Genomic DNA, 19,858 nt, shown 5'->3' with positions numbered 1-19,858 from the left:
TGGCTCGTTGCGCGGGCGCATTCGCCCAGAACGACGACCTCGAAGTGGGGCTTTGAAGATAGTTAGGCCGCGCTGCCCGGCTCGACGCGAGAGGTGAATGCACTCGGATGGATACTGCTCGGCGTTCTGTTCGTGTAAACCGCCGTCGGCGGTCCGGGGCGCCGCTTCTCGGGCAGCTGCTGACCGCAGCGGTCGAGTCGGCGGCGGATACTGCGGCGATCCGGTTCAATCCGACCGGTGATCCGGCCGATCAGCGTGAGCTCACCTACCGCGAGCTGGACGAGGCATCCTCACGCATCGCGCGTGAGTTGATCGATCGCGGCGCGGGCCCAGGGGACCTGGTGGCGATAGCGATCGCCCGCTCGGTGGAATCGGTGCTTGCGGTGTGGGCCGTCGCGAAGACCGGGGCCGCCTATGTGCCGGTCGATCCGGCCTATCCCGCGGACCGGATCGCGCACATCCTGTCCGACTCCCAGGTCCTTTTCGGACTCACCACGCGGGCACATCGCGCGGGCCTCGGGCGATCGGTGTACTGGATCGAACTCGACGACCCGGTGGTCGCCGAACGCTGTGCCGCCCGGCCCGCGCATCCGATCTCCTACACCGATCGGGTCCGGCCGCTCATCGACAAGCACCCGGCCTACGTCATCTACACCTCGGGATCGACCGGCTTGCCCAAGGGTGTCGTCGTCACCCATGCCGGGCTTTCCGGCCTGGTCATCGCGCAGTGCGAGCGCTATGCGGTGACCGGCGAATCCCGGGTCACGCAGCTGAGCTCACCGAGTTTCGACTTCTCGCTGATGGAGATGCTGTTCACCTTCTTCTCGGGCGCCACGCTCGTCATCGTGCCGCCGAAGGTGTTCGGCGGCGTCGATCTTGCCGAGCTCGTCCGCCGCGAGCGGATCACCCATCTGCTGATCACACCGGGCGCACTGGAGTCGGTCGAGCCGACCGGCCTCGACGAGCTGCGCGTCGTCGTGGTGGGTGGCGATCGGGTCCATCCCGAACTCGTCGACCGCTGGGCGACCGGCGATCGCACGATGTTCAACGCCTACGGTCCGACCGAAGCCACGGTCATGGTCACCACCACCGCGCCGATGCGCCCACGCGCGGAGGTCACCATCGGCGCAGCCATTCCTGGAGTCGGCGCGTTCGTGCTGGATTCGCGGTTACGTCCGGTGCCCGCGGGCGTGATCGGCGAGCTGTACCTCTCCGGGGCCGCGCTGGCGCAGGGCTATCTCGGGCAGCCCGCGCTGACCGCAGACCGGTTCGTCGCCAGCCCCTTCGGTGCCGTCACCGGCCGCGAGGGTGGCAGGCTCTACCGCACCGGCGACCTGGTCCGGCGGCACGAATCCGATGATTTCTTGGAATATCTCGGTCGCTGCGACTTCCAGGTGCAGATCTGCGGCCTGCGGGTCGAGCTCGGTGAGATCGACAGTGTGCTGACCAACTGTCCCGGCATCGAATTCGCCGCGACCGTCGGCACCACGCTCCCGTCGGGCGCGATGGCGCTGGTCGCCTACGTGATGGCGCAGCCCGGAGTTGTTGTCGATACCGCCGAGCTCGCGGAGTTCGCCGGAAAATCGTTGCCCGACTATATGGTGCCCACCGCCATCGTGGTGCTCGACGAAATTCCGCTCACCCCGGTGGGGAAGCTGGACCGGGCCGCCCTGCCCGAACCGGTGTTCGCGACCCGGGCACCTGCCACCCGGACCGAGCAGATCATCGCCGAGGTCTTCGCGGCGCTGCTCGTCGCGGACGCCACCGATGCCGGGGGTCGAGTCGGCGTGGAGGATGACTTCTTCGCGCTCGGCGGGAATTCGTTGCTCGCGGCGCAGGCGGTGGCGCGCATCGGCGATGCACTGGACACGCGAGTGCCGGTGCAGGTGCTCTTCGAGGCGTCTTCGGTGGCCGGGCTTGCCGAGCGGGTGGAGCGGCTGGCCGGTGCTGCCGCCGGTCCGGCACTCGGCTCGCTGCCGCGACCCGATCGGATTCCGCTGTCATTCGCGCAGCAGCGGATGTGGTTTCTGAACCGCTTCGACCCGGCGAGCGCCGTCGACAACATTCCCGTCGCAGTGCGGCTGTCGGGTCGGCTCGAGGTCGACGCGCTGCGCGCCGCGGTGCGCGATGTGGTCGAGCGGCACGAGTCGCTGCGCACGATCTATCCCGATGTCGACGGCGAAGGCTTCCAGGTCGTGCTGCCGATCGAGGATGTGCGGGCGGTTGCTGAGCTCGAGCCGCAGCAGGTCGCCGAGATCGATGTGCCCCGTGTCGTGACCGCGGCCATCATCGATGGATTCGATGTGACGACCGAACCTCCGGTGCGGCTGCGGCTGTTGCAGACCGGCGAAACCGAACATGTGCTGGTGTGCGTTGTCCACCACATCGCGGGCGACGGTTTCTCGATGGCCCCGCTGATCAGGGACCTGATGGCCGCGTACGTGACACGGGCGCGCGGCGGCCTCCCGGACCGGCAGCCGCTGGCCGTGCAGTACCCCGACTACGCGATCTGGCAGCGGGCGCTGCTCGGCAGCGCGGACGACGCGAATTCCCTTTCGGCCCAGCAGATCGCCTATTGGCAGCGCGAATTGGCTGATCTCCCTGGTCAATTGGAGTTACCAGTGGACCGGCCGCGTCCAGTGGTCGCGACCAACAAGGGTGCGGTTGTTGCCTTCGATATCGATGCCGAGGTGCATCAGCAGCTGCGCGGTGTTGCGCGGCAGCACAATTCGACGCTGTTCATGGTGGTGCACGCTGCGCTGGCGGTACTGCTCGCGCGGTTGTCGGGCGCCAGGGACATCGCGATCGGGACGCCGGTCGCGGGTCGTGGTGCGGCGGCGCTCGACGAGCTGATCGGCATGTTCGTCAATACCCTCGTGCTGCGCACCGATGTCGACCCCGACGCCACCTTCGAGCAGCTGCTTCGCGCGGTGCGACAGACCGACGTACAAGCCTTCGGCCACGCCGACGTGCCGTTCGAACGGTTGGTCGGGTTGCTCGATCCGGTCCGTTCCACCGCGCGGCATCCGCTGTTCCAGGTGATGCTGACCTACCAGAACCCGGTACAGCCGGAGCTGGAACTTCCCGGGCTGACGGTGTCGCGCGTGGAGATGGCACGGCCGCTGGCAAAATTCGACCTGCAGCTGGACGTGGTCGAGAACATCGATGCCGATGGTGCGGCACGAGGTATCTCGGCGGTGTTCACCTATGCGACGGACCTGTTCGACGCGGCCACCGTGCACGACTTCGCCGACCGCTTCCGCAAGATCCTCGGCGCGGTGGCTACCGATTCCGCTGCCGCTGTCGGCGATATCGACGTGTACGCACCCGGTGAGCGCGAACTGGTGCTGCACGCATGGAACACCCCCGGCGTGCGGGTGCCCGAGGTGACCCTGGTCGACCTCATCGCCGCCCAGGTGCGAGCGCGGCCCGAGGCCGTCGCCGTGCGATGCGGGGACACCACGCTGACCTTCGGCGAGTTGCAGCGCCGCGCCAATCGGGTGGCGCGAGCCTTGATTGCTCGCGGTGCCGGACCGGAAATGCTTGTCGCCGTGGCAGTTCCACGGACCGAAGAGCTACCGGTCGCGCTGCTCGCGGTGCTCACGACGGGGGCGGCGTACCTGCCCATCGATACCACTTACCCGGTGCAGCGGCTGGAGTTCATGCTCGCCGACGCCGCACCGGTGTGCGTGCTCAGCACCGCGAGCGAACGGGATGCTCTGCCTCCCGGTGATATTCCGGTCGTGCTGCTGGAGGAGGCGTCCGCATTCGCCGACGGCAGGATCATCGATGCTCATCGCTTCGCGCCGCTGCGCCCGGACAATCTGGCCTACGTCATCTACACCTCGGGCTCGACGGGCGAGCCGAAGGGCGTCGGCGTCGCGCACCGCAATGTCCTGGAGCTGTTCGCCAACACTCAGCTGCTTCTCGAATTCGACGAAACCGATGTGTGGACGCTGTTGCACTCCTTCGCCTTCGACTTCTCGGTGTGGGAGTTGTGGTGTGCGCTGGCCAACGGCGGCAGCGTGGTGTTGGTCGACCACGGCACCGCACGCGCTCCGGAACGGTTGCGCGAGTTGCTGATTCGCGAGCGCGTCACCGTGCTGAATCAGACGCCCTCCGCGTTCTACCAGCTGGCGGAGGCCGACCGCGCGGCGCACCGCGCCGCTGCGGGCACGCTGGCGCTGCGCTATGTGATATTCGGTGGCGAGGCACTGGATCTGCGTCAGCTGCAGCCCTGGTACGAGCGGCACGCGATGAACGAGCCGTGGCTGGTGAACATGTACGGCATCACCGAAACCACGGTGCACGTGTCGTTCCTGTCGCTCGACGAGCGACTTGTCCACAATGCCGCGAGTGTGATCGGCCGTGCCCTGCCCGGCACGGACGCCTTCGTTCTGGACACCCGGCTGCATCCCGCCCCGGTCGGCGTGGCCGGTGAGATCTATGTCGCGGGCGGCCAGCTGTCGCGGGGCTATCTCGACAGGCCGGGACTGGCGGCGACCCGCTTCGTCGCGAATCCGTTCGGTGCGCCGGGATCTCGGATGTACCGCAGCGGCGACATCGGCCGCTGGGTCGGTTTCGGCGGCGAGGCGAGCCTGGAGTACGTGGGGCGCAGCGATCAGCAGGTGCAGTTGCGCGGCTTCCGCATCGAGCTCGGTGAGATCGAGTCCGCGCTGTTGCGCTGTCCCGGCGTGAGCCGGGCCGCGGTGTTCGTTCATTCGGACGAGTACGCGGGTGATCGGCTCATCGGCTACGTCGTCCCCGCGGCCGCCGAGGACGGGACGCGCTACTGGCTCGATCCGATCGAACTGCGCAGTCAGGTGGCCGAATTCCTGACCGGCTACATGGTGCCCGATGCGTTCGAGATCATCGAGACGCTGCCGCTCACGCCCCATGGCAAGCTCGATCGACGCGCGCTGCCCGCACCGGCATTCATCAGTGCGGCCACCTTCCGCGCGCCGGGCTCACCGATCGAACAGGCTGTCGCCGAGGTGTTCGCCGGGCTGCTCGGCGTCGCCGAGGTGGGCCTGGACGACGACTTCTTCCTGCTCGGCGGTAACTCGCTGCTGGCGACCAAGGCCGTCGCCAGGATCAACGAGGCGCTGCACGCGAACATCGTGGTGCGAGAGTTGTTCGAGGCGAGCACCGTCGGCACTCTCGCGGCCCGCATCGTGCCCGGCGCCGCGGCTGCCGCCGAAGCCAGGTTGCCGCTGGTGGGCATGACTCGGCCGGATCGGATTCCGCTGTCGCTGGCCCAGCAACGGATGTGGGTGCTCAACCGGGTCGACCCGAACTCACTCGCCTACAACATCCCGATGGCGATCCGGCTGACCGGCGCACTGGATGTCGACGCGCTGCGCTGCGCCGTCGCCGATGTGCTCGAACGGCACGAGTCGCTGCGCACCCGCTACCCGACCGACGGACCGGGCGGGACGGCGTACCAGGAGATCCTGCCGGTCGACCAGGTGCTTTCCGGTGGTCTCGCGGTGGAGATCACCGCCGACCCGGTGGCCAGGCTCACCGAGATGATGTCCACCGGATTCGATGTGACAGAACAGGTTCCAGTACGGGCGCTGCTGCTCAACGTCACCGCGGCCGTGCGCCGCTCGGGGTCGGCGGAGGTGCATCTGCTGGTGCTCGTCGTGCATCACATCACCGCCGACGGCACGTCGATGGCGCCGTTGTCCCGGGATCTGATGACCGCCTATCTCGCACACCTGCACGGCAATTCGCCCGGTTGGCAGCCGCTGGAGGTGCAGTACGCGGACTTCGCGATCTGGCAGCGCGAGGTCATCGGAGCCGATGACGACGAGAACTCCATTGCTGCACGGCAATTGGCGTACTGGCGCGAGCAGCTCGACGGATTGTCCGGGGCACTGGAACTTCCGGTGGACCGGCCGCGGCCGGCTACGCCGTCCATGCGTGGCGCGTCGACCGCGGTCCGGGTGCCTGCCACGGTGCACGAAGGACTCGTGCGTATTGCGCGGGAACGGAATTCGACGCTGTTCATGGTTGTGCACGCGGCGCTGGCCGTGCTCCTCGCCCGGTTGTCGGGCAGCTCCGATATCGCGGTCGGCACTCCGTTCGCCGGGCGCGCCGAGCGCGCTCTCGACGATCTCGTCGGCATGTTCGTCAATTCGCTGACGTTGCGCACCGAGGTACCGTCCGGGATCGGCTTCGCCGCTCTGGTCGATCAGGTCAGGGAGACCGATCTTTCGGCGTTCGCCAACGCGGACATTCCGTTCGAGCGGGTGGTCGAGGAGACCGTGCTCGCTCGCGCGGCAGGGCACCATCCGCTGTTCCAGGTGGTGCTGTCGTTCGAGGACACCGAGCCGCCGTCGCTGGAACTGCCGGGACTGACGGTGACAGGGTTGGATGCGGGCACGGTGACCGCGAAGTTCGATCTCCAGCTGATCGTCGAGCCGCGCCATCGCGGCGACGGCACTCCCGACGAGATTGTCGCGGTATTCGCCTATGCGACGGATATTTTCGACCACGCCACGGTGCAGACCTTCGGACGGCGCTTCGAGCGCATACTTTCCGCTGTCGTCACCGACCCGCAGGTGTGCGTCGGTGACATCGATATTCTCGATGCGCAGGAGCGCAGTCGAGCGCAGGCCACACCAGCCGCGGACGCGGCGGGCACCGAGAACTCCGCGCGGATCGCGCCGACCCAATTGCTGGCTGTCGCGGTGGAATCCGATCCGTTCGGGCCCGCGGTGGTGTCCGGCCGGACCGAACTGTCCTACCAGGAACTCGACGCCGGATCTTCGCGACTGGCCAGGGTATTGATCGGGCACGGCTGTGGACCAGGCACCGGCGTCGCGGTGCGACTCGACCGCAGCCCCGAAGTGGCGACCACCATCTGGGCCGTGCTGAAGGCGGGCGCCGCCCTGGTTCCGATGCGAGCGGCGGACTCGGCGCTGCCGAGCGAGCCCGCGCTGAAGGTCGGCATCAGCTCGGCGAGCGATATCACCCGCCACGGGGTGGTGCCGACCGGCGGTATCGACTGGCTCATCCTCGACGATCCTGCGGTGATCGCCGAGATCGATCTCCAATCGTCCAAACCCGTGACCTACGCGAACCGAACAAGGACGCTGCGGGGTGATGATCCGGCGATTGTGCTGCCCGACAGCGGTGCGACCTTGAGCTACGACGAATTGGCGACCGCGGCGCAACGGCTGGTCGCGCGCGCCGGGCTCACTTTCGAATCCCGTACGTTCCGGCACGGTCGCCCTGAGACGATGGCCGCGCTGCTGGAGGTGATCGCTACGGGCGCGGTGGGCGCCTCGGTGGTCGCACCGGGAACCACAGAACTCCATCTGCCCGAGGTGCTTGCCGACGAATGGGTCACCCACCTGTTCACCGACGCCGCCGGTCTGGCCGCCGTCGAGGTTGGTGAACCCGCGGATCTGCAGGTTGTGGTGCTCGACGACGGTGCTGCCCGACCGATGCTCATCGCGGGCGAGGGCGTCGAGGTGCTCGCGCTGCCGGATCTGCTTCGGCAGTAAGGCACCAATCGGCGTCCTCGCCCCCATAATGTAGCGGTCTCCTACGACAGCGGTTACCGTGTCCGTCGCGAGCTCAGGCACGGTACCTCCGACAGGTGATTGCCGTTGACCTCGGCGATGCTCTCGGTAGCGCTGTGGAGGGGAGCGTGTTCGTGTGAATAGGTAAGGTGAGCTGCTTCATGTTTCGCGTGGTCGGACAATATCGGCACGAGACATGGAAAGCGGTGCACGCATGACGCGCGCGGCCGGGGTCCGGCCTACCAGGATCAGTAGAGCGCGCGCCACCACCTTGCCGCAGTTGATCGCGGCCGCCGTGGATGCGAATCCGGCGGGCACCGCCATCGTCTGCGCCGATGCGACCAGCAGATCTGTCGCGCTGAGCTACGCCGAGCTGGATGAGCGCTCGACCCGGCTTGCGCGGTTGCTCATCGCGCGGGGTGTGGGCCCCGAAGACCTGGTCGCGGTAGCCATGCCGCGATCTCTGCATTCGGTGCTCGCGGTGTGGGCGGTCGCCAAGACCGGGGCCGGGTTCATGCCCGTCGACCCGAACTATCCGGCCGACCGGGTCGCGCACATGGTCGGCGATTCCAGGGTGCGCTTCGGGTTGACCGTCGCCGCAGTCCGCGACGGTCTGCCCGGTCCGGCCGAATGGCTGGTCATCGATACTCCGGATGCGGCGCTGTTGCTGGCGGAGTATCCGGCGGATCTGATCACCTATCGGGATCGGGTGCGGCCGCTGTATGCCGAACATCCCGCGTACGTCATCTATACATCGGGTTCCACCGGCAAGCCGAAAGGCGTGATCGTCACGCAGGCCGGGCTGGCCCGCTTCTGCGATGAGCAGCGGGACCGCTATCGGGTCACGCGCAGCGCACGCACCTTGCATTTCGCGTCCCCGTCCTTCGATGCTTCGGTGCTCGAGCTGCTCCTCGCACTGGGCGGCGCCGCCACCATGGTGGTGGTCGCGCCCACGGTGTACGGCGGTGCGGAACTCGCCACCGTCCTGCGCAGAGAAGCGGTAACCCACGCGTTCATCACGCCGGCGGTATTGGCCTCGGTGGATCCGGCCGGTCTCGACGAGTTGGCCGTGGTGATCGTCGGCGGTGACCTCTGCCCGCCGGAACTGGTGCGACGCTGGGCGTTGCCGATCGGGCGGGAGCGCACGCGCGAGTTCTGCAATGGTTACGGGCCGACCGAGACCACCATCATGGCCACGATCAGCGCGCCTATGGTTCCCGGTGCGCCCGTGACCATTGGTGCGCCGATTCGTGGCGTCACCGCCCATGTGCTCAACGACCGGCTGCGCCCGGTGCCCGATCGGGTGATCGGCGAACTGTATCTCGCGGGAGCACCACTGGCTCGCGGCTACCACGACCAGCCCGCGCTCACCGCTGCCAGCTTTGTGGCCGATCCGTTCGATCCGGCAGGTGGCAGGCTCTACCGCACCGGCGATCTGGTGCGCCGTACGCCCGACGGTGAGCTGGAATATCTGGGTCGCGACGACTCGCAGGTGAAGATCCGTGGGTTGCGCATCGAGCTCGGTGAGATCGATGCGGTGCTGGCATCGCACCCGCACGTCGACTTCGCCGTCACGGTAGGTCACCGGCTCGACGGCCGGACCACGGTGCTCGCGTCGTATGTGCACGCCGCGCACGGGAAGTCGATCGATACCGTGGGTGTGGCGGCGCTGGCCGAGCAGGCCCTGCCCGCCCATATGGTGCCCGCGGCCATCATGGTTATCGACTCGGTTCCGCTGACGTCGAATGGCAAGTTGGATCGGACGGCGTTGCCCGCGCCGGTGTTCGAAGTGAAGGCGTTCCGCGCGCCGACGACACCGATCGAAGAGATTGTCGCGGGCACATTCGGTGACGTGCTCGCAGTCGCGCGGGTCGGTCTGGACGACGACTTCTTCGAGCTCGGCGGCAATTCCCTGCTGGCCACCCAGGTAACCGCGCGCTTGGATGCCGCGCTGAACACCAGGCTCGCGGTGCGGGACCTGTTCGACGCGTCGACTGTCGGTGCACTGGCGGTCCTGGTCGAACACAACGCAGGTTCGGAGGGCAGGCCGCGGCTGGTCGCTGGTGAGCGTCCGGAGCGGATTCCGCTGTCGCTGGCGCAGCAGCGGTATTGGTTCCTCAACCAATTCGACACCGAATCGGCGGCTTACAACATCCCGGTCGCGCTGCGACTGTCCGGCGAGCTGGACATCGACGCGCTGCAACTGGCCGTGCGCGACATGGTCGCCAGACACGAAGTGCTGCGCACGCTCTACCCGCAGACTCCCGACGGCCCGATTCAGCAGGTGCTCGCACCGCACCGGGTACCTGTCGACCTCGCGCCACGGCGGATCGCGGAAAGTGAGGTCGGCCGAGAGGTGCAGCGCCTCGCGGTCGCGGGCTTCGACGTCAGCGTGGAGGTCGCGTTCCGCGCCACCCTGTTGCAGATCGAGGACGACGAATACATCCTGGTCATCGTCGCTCACCACATCGGGGCCGACGGTTGGTCGATGGGGCCGCTGGTGCGCGACGTCATGCTCGCCTACTCCGCCCGCAGCGCTGGTGCGGCCCCGGCGTGGGCGCCACTGCCTGTGCAATACGCGGATTACAGCATCTGGCAACGGGCGCTGCTCGGCACGGAATCCGATGCGGACAGTGCGATTTCGGTGCAGGCCGGTTACTGGCGCACCGCGCTGGCCGGTTTGCCAGGCGAGCTGAACCTGCCCACCGACCGCATCCGCCCCGTGGTGCGGTCTTCCTTTGCGGGCGCCACCACGGCTTTCGTGGTCGACGCGCAGGTGGACGCCGGCCTGCGCCGACTGGCTCGCGAGCACAACGCGACCATGTTCATGGTGGTGCACGCCGCGCTCGCGGTGTTCCTGGCTCGGTTGTCCGGCAGCGAAGACATCGCCATCGGCACCGCGGTGGCCGGGCGTGGCGAGGCCGAGCTCGACGACATGATCGGCATGTTCGTCAACACTCTGGTGCTGCGTACGCAGGTGCCGGGTGAGCTCACCTTCGGTGCGCTGCTCGCCCGGACCATGGACACCGACCTACAGGCCTTCGCGCACGCCGACCTGCCGTTCGAGCGTCTGGTCGAGCTGCTCGATCCACCGCGCTCGACCGCGCGACATCCGCTGTTCCAGGTGGCGCTGTCGTTCCTCGATCTGCCCGCCAGCAGTTTCGAGCTACCCGGGCTCAGCATCCAGACCGTCGATGTCGACGTCACCGTCGCGCCGTACGATCTGGCCCTTGCCATCCGAGCCGCCGGGGAATCCGCCGACGGGGTCGGCTTGTACGGCGAATTCACCTACGCGCGAGATCTTTTCGACGAGGCCACGGTCGGAGTATTCGCCGAGCGATTCACCCGGCTGCTCGCGGCGATCGCCACCGGGGCGCAAGTCCCCGTCGGCGACCTGCCGCTGCTCGACGCCGCCGAAAGCGCGCTGCTGACCGGCCTGCACCGGGATCGGGCGATGGCCACCGGGCTGTTGCCCGACCTGTTGACACGTGCCGTCCCCACCGACCCCGAGGCCATCGCCGTTCGATACCAGGGCCGCTCGGTGAGCTACCGCGAACTCGACAAATACTCCTCGCGGTTGGCGCGCGTACTGATCGACCGCGGCGTGGGCCCAGAGAGCCTTGTCGCTCTTGCCTTCCCGCGTTCCTACGACATGGTCGCCATGGTGTGGGCCGTGGCGAAGGCCGGTGGCGCATACCTGCCGGTCGACCCGACCTATCCCGAGGAACGGATTCGGCACATGGTGACCGACTCCGGTGCGATCGTCGGTGTCACCGCCGCCGCACACGCCGCGCAACTGCCTGGTCGCGGGTGGCTGGTGCTCGACGATCCCGGTACCCAAGCGGTGGTAACGGCCTACGCGGCCGATCCGGTCACCGATCGCGACCGGCTGAGGCCGTTGCGGCCACAGCATCCGGCGTATGTCATCTACACCTCCGGTTCGACCGGAATCCCCAAGGGCGTCACCGTCACCCATGCCGGACTCGGCGGCCTGATCGACTACGCGACAGAGGTGTTCGCGGTCGCACCGCGGCACCGGTTCCTGCACCTGTGTTCGCCGAGCTTCGACCCGTCGGTCCTGGAATGGCTGTGCGCCTTCCACACCGGGGCGACGCTGGTGATCGCGCCGTCGACGGCGGTCGCCGGTCAGGAGCTGGCCGAATTGCTGCGGGCAGAACGGGTCACCCATGCGATCTGCACGCCCGCGGTGCTCGGCACGGTCGATCCGACGGGGCTGCCGGAGCTCGAATTCCTCTGTGTCGGTGGCGATGTGACCACGCCGGAGCTGGTGCAGAAGTGGCAGCCGGGGCGCCGGTATGTCAACGGCTATGGACCGACCGAGGCGACGGTCGCGGCCTCCTATGGTGATCTGCACCCCGGGCGGCGCGTCACGATCGGCAAGCCCGTGCGCGGAATGTCTTTGCTGGTGCTGGATTCGCGATTGCGCCCGGTGCCACCCGGAGTTGCCGGTGAACTCTATCTATCGGGTGCGGGGCTGGCCCGTGGCTATCACAACCGTGCCGGACTGACGGCGGAACGCTTCGTCGCCGATCCGTGGGGTGGTCCCGGTGCGCGGATGTATCGCACCGGAGATGTGGTGCGCTGGTTCGCCGAACCGGGGGAGCGTGCGGGCAATGCCGCTGTGCCCTCGGTGGATTGGGAGCTCGACTGGGTCGGACGCTCGGACTTCCAGGTGAAGATTCGTGGATTCCGCATCGAGCTCGGCGAGATCGACGCGGTGTTGGCGAGTTACGACGATGTGGAGTTCGCGGTCACCCTCGGTCGCGACACCGGCAGCGGTCCGAAGATGCTTGCCGCCTATATCCTCGCCGCACCCGGCCGGACCATCGATACTGCCGGGCTCGCCGAATATGCCGCGAGCATCTTGCCTTTGCACATGGTGCCCACGGCGGTCGTCGTGCTGGACGAGATTCCGCTGACTCCGGTCGGCAAACTCGACCGCGCGGCGCTACCCGAGCCCGATCGCGCGCCGCGGCAGTACCTGGCGCCCTCGACTCCGCTGGAACGGGTTGTTGCGCAGGTGTTCGCCGAGGTTCTCGGCGTCGAGCGCATCGATGCGGATGATGACTTCTTCGCACTGGGCGGCAGTTCGCTGGTGGCGACGCGCGCGGCGAGCCTGCTGGGTGCCGAGACCGGTGCCGAGGTGCCGGTGCAGTGGTTCTTCACCGACGCCACCGTCGCGGCGCTGGCTCGCCGGATCGGCACCTCGGGCACCTCCGACACCTCCGACACCTCGGGCACCTCGGGCACCTCGGGCACCTTCGACACCTCGGGCACCTTCGACACCTCGGGCACCTTCGACACCTCGGGCACCTTCGACACCTCGGGCACCTTCGACACCTCGGGCACCTTCGACACCTCGGACACCTCCGACACCTCCGACACCGACGAGGCCGCGGCCAATGTGAACGCCGCACTGGACGTGTTGCTGCCGATTCGCGGGGCAGGTGCGGCCGCGCCACTGTTCTGCGTTCACCCGATGGCCGGATTGGCTTGGTGCTACACAGGTCTCGGGTCGTACGTGCCGAGGGATCGGCCGATCTTCGGGCTGCAGTCGCCCGCCCTCTCTGAGTCGGGCTACCTGCCGGATTCGTTGCACTCGATGGTGCGCCGCTACGTGGCGGAGATCCGCGCGGTGCAACCCGAGGGGCCATATCACCTGCTCGGCTGGTCCCTCGGCGGCACGCTCGCACACGCCGTTGCGGTCGAACTGCAGGCCGAAGGCGCGCAGGTGGCGCTGCTCGTGTTACTCGACGGCCGTACCGGCGGCAATGTCGCCGACTTCCGCACCGAGATCCGTTCTGCCTTTGCCGAACTCGGCATCGATGCCTTCCCCGGCATCGATGATCTCCATGCGCTCGACGACGCCGCACTGGCCGCTCTGCACGCCGCCATCTCACCGGAGCTGGCCGTCCTCACCACAGAACGGCTCGGCCGGATCTACCGAGCCGCGGTGCGCTCGGTCGAGCTCGCCGTCGACCACCGGCACCGGGTCTTCCACGGCCGAATGGACTACTTCACCGCCGCAGGTCACGAGACCGAGCATGCGGCCTGGCAGCCGTACGTCGACGGCGCGATCGTCGCGCATCCGGTTCCGGCCCGCCACGAGCAGCTGACCTCCCCCGAGGCACTCGACGTCATCGGCCCACAGCTCACCGCTCTGCTCGAGCGACGAACTGTGCCGAGCGTCGAGCTGCCGGAAGTTGATGTCGCGCAGGTATTCACGACGGCGACCGGCGTCGAACGGGCCTCCGATGCCACCGCCACCTCGGAGCCCGAGGTACCCGACGTTGCCTTCGCGTCGGCAGTGGCGGCAGCGCCGGGGGGCGACGAGATACCGGTCGCTCCCGCACCGGAGGTCGGCGTGCCCCGAGTTGTCGTCGAGCCGAGGGGCGCGGCGGCGTCGAGTGTCGAAGGTCTGCGGGAGGTGGCAGCCGAGGTCGGGGTGTCGGGCGTTCCAGTAGGGCCGATGGCTTCGACAGCGTCGAGTACTGAGCGGGAGGCGGCTGCCGCAGCCGAGGTCGGGGTGTCGGGCGAGGTAACTGGGTCGGTGGCTTCGACAGCGTCGAGTACGGAAGGAACGTGGGAGGACGTTGCCACGCCTGAGGCCGAGGTCTCCGGTGTCACCGTGGTGCCGAGGGTTACGACAGCGTCGAACGTTGAACAACTCGCTGACCTCGCCCCCCACGGGACGGCTCCGGAAGCCGTGCCGCAGTCGCCACGATTGGTGGGACCCCCTGACGATGCCGCGGGTCCGCTGCCGCTGACACCGAACGCTGTGCGTTTGCTGGATGCTGGTGTCGAGGTGCGGGCGATCGTGATCGATGTGCCGTCGACTTGTTCGGGCGAAGCCGTGCAGTCGGCTGTCGACACCGTGCTCGAACAGCATCCGATGTTGTGGGTCCGGTTGCGCCGGGACGAGCGCTCGGGTGCGCCGGCGTTCGAGATCCCGGCCGCGGACAAGCGGTTCGACGAGGCCTTCTTGCAATTGGATGCGACGGGCACGGAGACCACGCCACCGCTGGATGACGTGGTGCGCGAGGTGGCCACCGAACTCGATCCGGCGCACGGCCGCAATATCCGGTTCGTCCTGGTTCGTGGACAGCACGACGCCACACTGGTGGTGGTGGCCAATGGTTTGGTGGTCGACGATGCCTCGTGGCGCACGATCATCGACAAACTTTCCACTGCCTGGTGGCGTGGCAGGCACGCCACCCCCGCGGTGCCGGAATCGGGTCTGCGCGAGCTGCTGAAGGAATTGTCGCGACGGTCGGAAGGGCCGGACGTCATTGATGAAATGTCTTGGTGGCAGCACACTTTGGGAGCGGTGCCCGCGACACTCAATCCCGTCGGCGACTCGCATCCGCGATCACGCCGCCGGGTGTCGCTGACCATCACCGCAGAGGGCACCGCAGCCGTCGCCGTCGCGGCCGCGGCCTATCAAGCCGAGGTGGAGGAAGTCCTGCTGACCGCGGCGGCTCTCGCACTGGTCACCGCCGCCGGTGAGACGGTCACCCGGACCATCGGCCCAGTGGTCCGGCTGGCAGCCGACGCGCGCTCGGTGATTGTCACCGACACCATCGTCGGTGGGTTCACCACCGACTATCCGCTCCCGCTGTGGCTGGACGGTGTGGATGTGGCCGACGCGCTCGTCGGTGGACCCGCGGCAGGGGTCGCGATCAGCCAGGTCAGGGAGCTGCGCCGGTCGGCGCCGGGGCGCGGCGTCGGTTATGGCGTGCTGCGTTATCTCAACTCCGACACCGGTGCGCGGCTGCGTGCGCTGCCGCGGGGGCGCTTCGCGCTCCGGTATCGCGATCTGCGCCCGGCCCGGGTGCACAGTGAGGCGCCGATCGGTGACCTGCTGCTCGACCTCACCGCCGACGCGACTGCCGAGGGCATGCTGATCCGCTTCGACTACGCCGCCGACGTCTTCGGCGGCGACGAGGTGAAGACTTTCGCCGAGCATTGGATCCGGGCATTGGGCGGGCTGGCCGAGCACGGTCAGCAGCTGATGGGCCGGTGACGCATGTCTCGCTCGGCGAGGCCGAGCGGATCCTGATTGGCCAGGTCAGGCATGATAGGGCAACATCGCGGTAACGATGACCCCTGTTGTCACGACTACATAGGCCGTATGGTCGGCGTGGTGCCGAGTGCGGATGCCCGGCGGCCAGGGGAAAGCCCAACCTTAATCTCGATACGAAGTGAAGGTGTGAAATTGATCCGTCGACAGACTCGGCGCCGCGGCACGCGTGCCGCCGCGATGATCGCGGCCACCGCAGTTCTCGCGGGCGTCATGTCCGGATTCGGCACATCCACAGCGACGGCTGACCCGATCATCGATCAGAAGGCCCTGCTCGCCAATCCGACCGCGCCTGACGGCTCGAAGATCGCGAAGGCCGAGTACAAGGACACGCGCAGCATCCGCCTGACCGTGTTCTCGGCGGCGATGGACAAGAACATCACCATCGACGTGCAGCGCCCTGCCGACGCGTCGGTGCCGCGGCCGACCCTGTACCTGCTCAACGGTGCGGGCGGTGGGGAGGACGACGCGTCGTGGGTGGCCAAGACCGACGCGCTGCAGTTCCTCGCCGACAAGAACGTCAATGTCGTGCAGCCCATCGGTGGCAAGTGGAGCTACTACACCGACTGGATCAAGGACGACCCGACGCTGGGTCGCAACAAGTGGAAGACCTTCTTCACCGAGGAGTTGCCTCCGCTGATCGACGGCGCGCTGGGCACCAACGGTGTGAACGCCATCGCCGGTCTGTCGACGTCGGGCACCACCGTGCTCGCCCTGCCGATCGCGAAGCCGGGGCTGTACAAGGCTGTCGCCGCCTACAGCGGCTGCGCCCAGACCAGTGACCCGGTCGGCTCGGAGTTCGTGAAGCTGACCGTGGAGACCTGGGGTGGTGGCAACACCGACAACATGTGGGGTCCGCAGGGTTCGCCCGATTGGAAGGCCAACGACCCGTATCTGAATGCGGAGGGGCTGCGGGGTCTCGACCTCTACATCTCGTCCGGTAACGGCCTGCCCGGCCAGTACGACCAGCTGAACAACCCCTACGCGCTGCCCGGCTCCTTCGGTCTGGCCAACCAGATCCTCATCGGCGGCGTGATCGAGGCAGGCACCAACTTCTGCACCCACAACCTGCAGGACAAGCTGAACCAGCTGGGCATCCCGGCGACCTTCAACTTCCGCCCCGGTGGCACCCACTCGTGGGGCTACTGGAACGACGAGCTGCACGCCTCCTGGCCGCTCCTGGCCAAGGGCCTCGGCATCTGATCCCACCGCTGCCGCGGGCCTGATCGAACCCGACCGCCCTGATTGTGTCCTGCGACGCAGTCAGGGCGGTCGTCTCGTATCCGAGGCGTTTGGGCAACGGATGATCTTGCGGGTCCATGGGGAACTCATCGGGCACGGGCCAACTCGGTCCGATCTCGACCGTCAGTCGTCGGCGACACCGTTGCACCGCCCGAATCCAGCCTGAAGATCGGAGCGGCGGCCCAGGCTAACCAAAAAGTTTGGGAACCCGTAAAATTCTGTTCTGTGAGTACAACCCTGGCCGAGTCGGCGCGCACCGCGTCGCATCGGGCGAGATCTGTCAGTGTCTTGCTCGGTCCGGCATTCGTAGCTGCCATCGCCTATGTCGACCCGGGAAATGTGGCGTCGAATATCAGCGCGGGCGCGCAGTTCGGATACCTGCTCGTCTGGGTCATCGTGATGGCCAATGTGATGGCCGGGCTGGTGCAGTTCCTGTCGGCGAAGCTGGGGTTGGTCACCGGCATGTCGCTGCCGGAGGCGGTGCGGGACAAGGCGAGTCGCCCGGTCCGGCTCGCATATTGGGGTCAGGCGGAGACTGTCGCGATGGCGACCGATCTCGCCGAGGTGGTCGGCGGCGCGATCGCGCTGAAGCTGCTGTTCGGACTGCCGCTGGTGGTCGGTGGTCTGATCACCGGTGTGGTCTCGATGGTTCTGCTACTGGTGCAGGACCGGCGCGGGCAGCGGCCTTTCGAGCGCGTAATCACCGGCTTGCTCGCCATCATCGCCATCGGATTCCTCGCCAGCGTGGTGATCTCGCCGCCCTCGGCGTCCGGCACGGTCGGTGGCCTGCTCCCGCGATTCCAGGGTGCCGAGAGCGTGTTGCTCGCGGCGGCCATGATCGGTGCGACGGTAATGCCGCACGCGGTGTATCTGCACTCCGGACTGGCCAGGGATCGCCACGGCCACCCCGAGCCGGGCCCGCTACGGGTCCGGCTGCTGCGCGTCACCAAATACGATGTCGGACTCGCCATGGTGCTGGCGGGGACGGTCAATCTGGCGATGCTGCTGATGGCCGCGAACACCCTGCGCGGCCGCGAGAATGTCGACACCCTCGAGGGTGCCCACGCCGCGGTCGGCGAGGTCCTCGGTCCCGTCGCCGCGCTGCTGCTGGCGATCGGCCTGCTGGCCTCGGGCCTGGCCTCCACGTCGGTCGGGGCCTACGCGGGCGCGATGATCATGGAAGGTCTACTGCGCCGCAAGATTCCGCTGCTCGTGCGTCGCCTGGTGACCCTGGTCCCCGCGATCACCGTCCTCGCCGCGGGCATCGACCCCACTCGCGCCCTGATCATCTCGCAGGTCGTGCTGTCCTTCGGTATTCCGTTCGCGCTGATCCCCCTGGTTCGATTCACCAGCGACCGCGTCCTGATGGGCGCCGACGTCAACCATCGCGTGACGACATCGCTCGCCTGGCTGGTCGCGGTCGTCATCAGCCTGCTCAATGTGGCGCTGATCTACCTGACGATCACCGGTAACTGAGCGGCTCAGGCCCAGTTCTCGATCCAGTATTTCCAGATCAGCGGCGCGTAGGCGGCCAGCGGTGGCACCTTGATATCGGTGCCGCCGAGCGCGGCGGTGGTGTGGCGGCAGTCGAACCAGCAGGTGAATTCGCTGTGCTCCAACACATCCAGTGGAACGCCGACGCGGGGGAGCAGCCAGTTGGTGCCCGGCACCCGCAGCATCATGTTCAGGGTGCGTTTGGGCATCACCTCCACCAGGTGCGGCGCCCCGGCCTCGTCGGCGAACAGGTTCAGCGCCTCGACCGCACTCTGCCTGCGCGGATCGACGAGGTGATAGGTCATCGGCGTCGAACCCGGCTGGTGGGCAAGGTGATCCAGGGCGCGGGCGACGAAGTCGACCGGCACCATATTGGTTTCGCCGAGCTTCGGCACCAGCACCGGCAGGATTCTCGGGAGCTGCGCCGCCATCCGCAGCAGCCGGAAGAAGTAGTAGGGCCCGTCGATCCGGTCGATCTCGCCGGTGCGGGAGTGGCCGACCACGATGGGCGGCCGATAGATACGCCAGTTCAGCGCGGACTCGCGCACGATCCGCTCGGCCTCGAATTTGGCCCGCTGCATCGGCGTTGTCAGCACCTGGCCCTCGTCGAACATGTCCTCGGTGAAAAGGCCGGCACACGAGCCCGCCACCTCCACCGTCGAGACGTGATGCAACAGACCGGCCTTCAGATCCTCTGCGACATCGACCACGTGCCTGGTGCCGCCGCCGCGCGCGGTCAAGTCGTAACTGGATGCTAGATGGAAGACCTGATCGATCGATCCGCGATGCTCGGCGAGCCACGTCGGGTCGATGCCTAGTCCCTCGGCCCCGAGGTCGCCGCGGACCGGCCGCACCCGGTCGCCGCCGTCCCACTCGCGAGCGCAGCAGGCATACCGCGCGGCCGAGTCGGCGCCGGGCCGGACGAGTACGTGGATATCACCCTCGCGTTCGAGCAGCTCGGGAATGAGGAACCGACCGATGAACCCAGTTGCTCCGGTAACCAGGTAAGTCATAGCCGATGAACATAGTCGCCCCGCTTGTGCGCTCCGCCGCCGGGCGGTCACACCGCGTCCGATAAATCGCGAGCCCAGCTACCGACGCCCCATTCGGCACGATGACACCCTCCGAATGCAGCGACGCCCACAGCCCGCGCTGGTGCTCGTGTTGCAAGCGCTCGGTGCGAATCCGCCGAAGTAGCAAGGTGCCCCGCAGGCGTGCCCACGTGGCACGGTGCTGGCCGTCGAGTACAGCCCCAGTGTGGGGGCGGCTCATCTCGTGCCGGAAGAGCCCGTGGCACATCCACCGAAGCCGCAAGATTCCCACATCCGCGCCCACTCGGCGCAATGACACCTTCCGAATACATCGAGCCCGGCCTGGCGCGTGTGCGGGGCCCGGTTCTCCTACCGGAAGCCCCCGAGATGCCCATACTGAAGACGTAAGATCCGCACCCACGCGCCGCCTCGGCGCGATGATGTCTTTCGAGCGAAGC

The 19,858-nt window shown here is 67.6% G+C and carries 5 protein-coding genes; 4 read left to right on the top strand and 1 reads right to left on the bottom strand.

All coding sequences use genetic code 11. The features are described 5' to 3' along the window. Positions 1-107: 107 nt before the first annotated feature. From AB0M74_RS09445 to AB0M74_RS09430, 4 genes are all read left to right on the top strand, one after another. Positions 108-7,514, top strand: a complete 7,407-nt coding sequence (locus tag AB0M74_RS09445) for an amino acid adenylation domain-containing protein (RefSeq protein WP_364903904.1) — start codon at positions 108-110, stop codon at positions 7,512-7,514. Between the two features lie 232 nt (positions 7,515-7,746). Beyond that, positions 7,747-15,576, top strand: coding sequence for an amino acid adenylation domain-containing protein (locus tag AB0M74_RS09440; RefSeq protein WP_364903901.1), 7,830 nt, complete (start codon positions 7,747-7,749; stop codon positions 15,574-15,576). Between the two features lie 270 nt (positions 15,577-15,846). After that, on the top strand, positions 15,847-16,836 hold the full coding sequence (locus AB0M74_RS09435) for an alpha/beta hydrolase family protein (RefSeq protein WP_364904157.1): 990 nt from the start codon (positions 15,847-15,849) through the stop codon (positions 16,834-16,836). Between the two features lie 276 nt (positions 16,837-17,112). Then, on the top strand, positions 17,113-18,351 hold the full coding sequence (locus AB0M74_RS09430) for an Nramp family divalent metal transporter (protein ID WP_364904154.1): 1,239 nt from the start codon (positions 17,113-17,115) through the stop codon (positions 18,349-18,351). Between the two features lie 5 nt (positions 18,352-18,356). On the opposite strand, the gene AB0M74_RS09425 is transcribed toward AB0M74_RS09430, so the two are convergent. After that, positions 18,357-19,382: an SDR family oxidoreductase gene (locus AB0M74_RS09425; protein WP_364903898.1), complete on the bottom strand. Its 1,026-nt coding sequence runs from the start codon at positions 19,380-19,382 to the stop codon at positions 18,357-18,359. Between the last annotated feature and the right edge of the window lie 476 nt (positions 19,383-19,858).

The sequence above is a fragment of the Nocardia sp. NPDC051463 genome, from assembly GCF_040681975.1.
GTDB lineage: Bacteria > Actinomycetota > Actinomycetes > Mycobacteriales > Mycobacteriaceae > Nocardia.
Note: the sequence above shows the minus strand (reverse complement) of the source record. Positions and strands in the feature narration are given on the sequence as shown.

Coding starts and splice junctions, on each gene's coding strand:
- AB0M74_RS09425 (WP_364903898.1), bottom strand. CDS start 19,382: ATGACTTACCTGGTTACCGGAGCAACTGGGTTCATCGGTCGGTTCCTC.
- AB0M74_RS09445 (WP_364903904.1), top strand. CDS start 108: ATGGATACTGCTCGGCGTTCTGTTCGTGTAAACCGCCGTCGGCGGTCC.
- AB0M74_RS09435 (WP_364904157.1), top strand. CDS start 15,847: ATGTCCGGATTCGGCACATCCACAGCGACGGCTGACCCGATCATCGAT.
- AB0M74_RS09440 (WP_364903901.1), top strand. CDS start 7,747: ATGACGCGCGCGGCCGGGGTCCGGCCTACCAGGATCAGTAGAGCGCGC.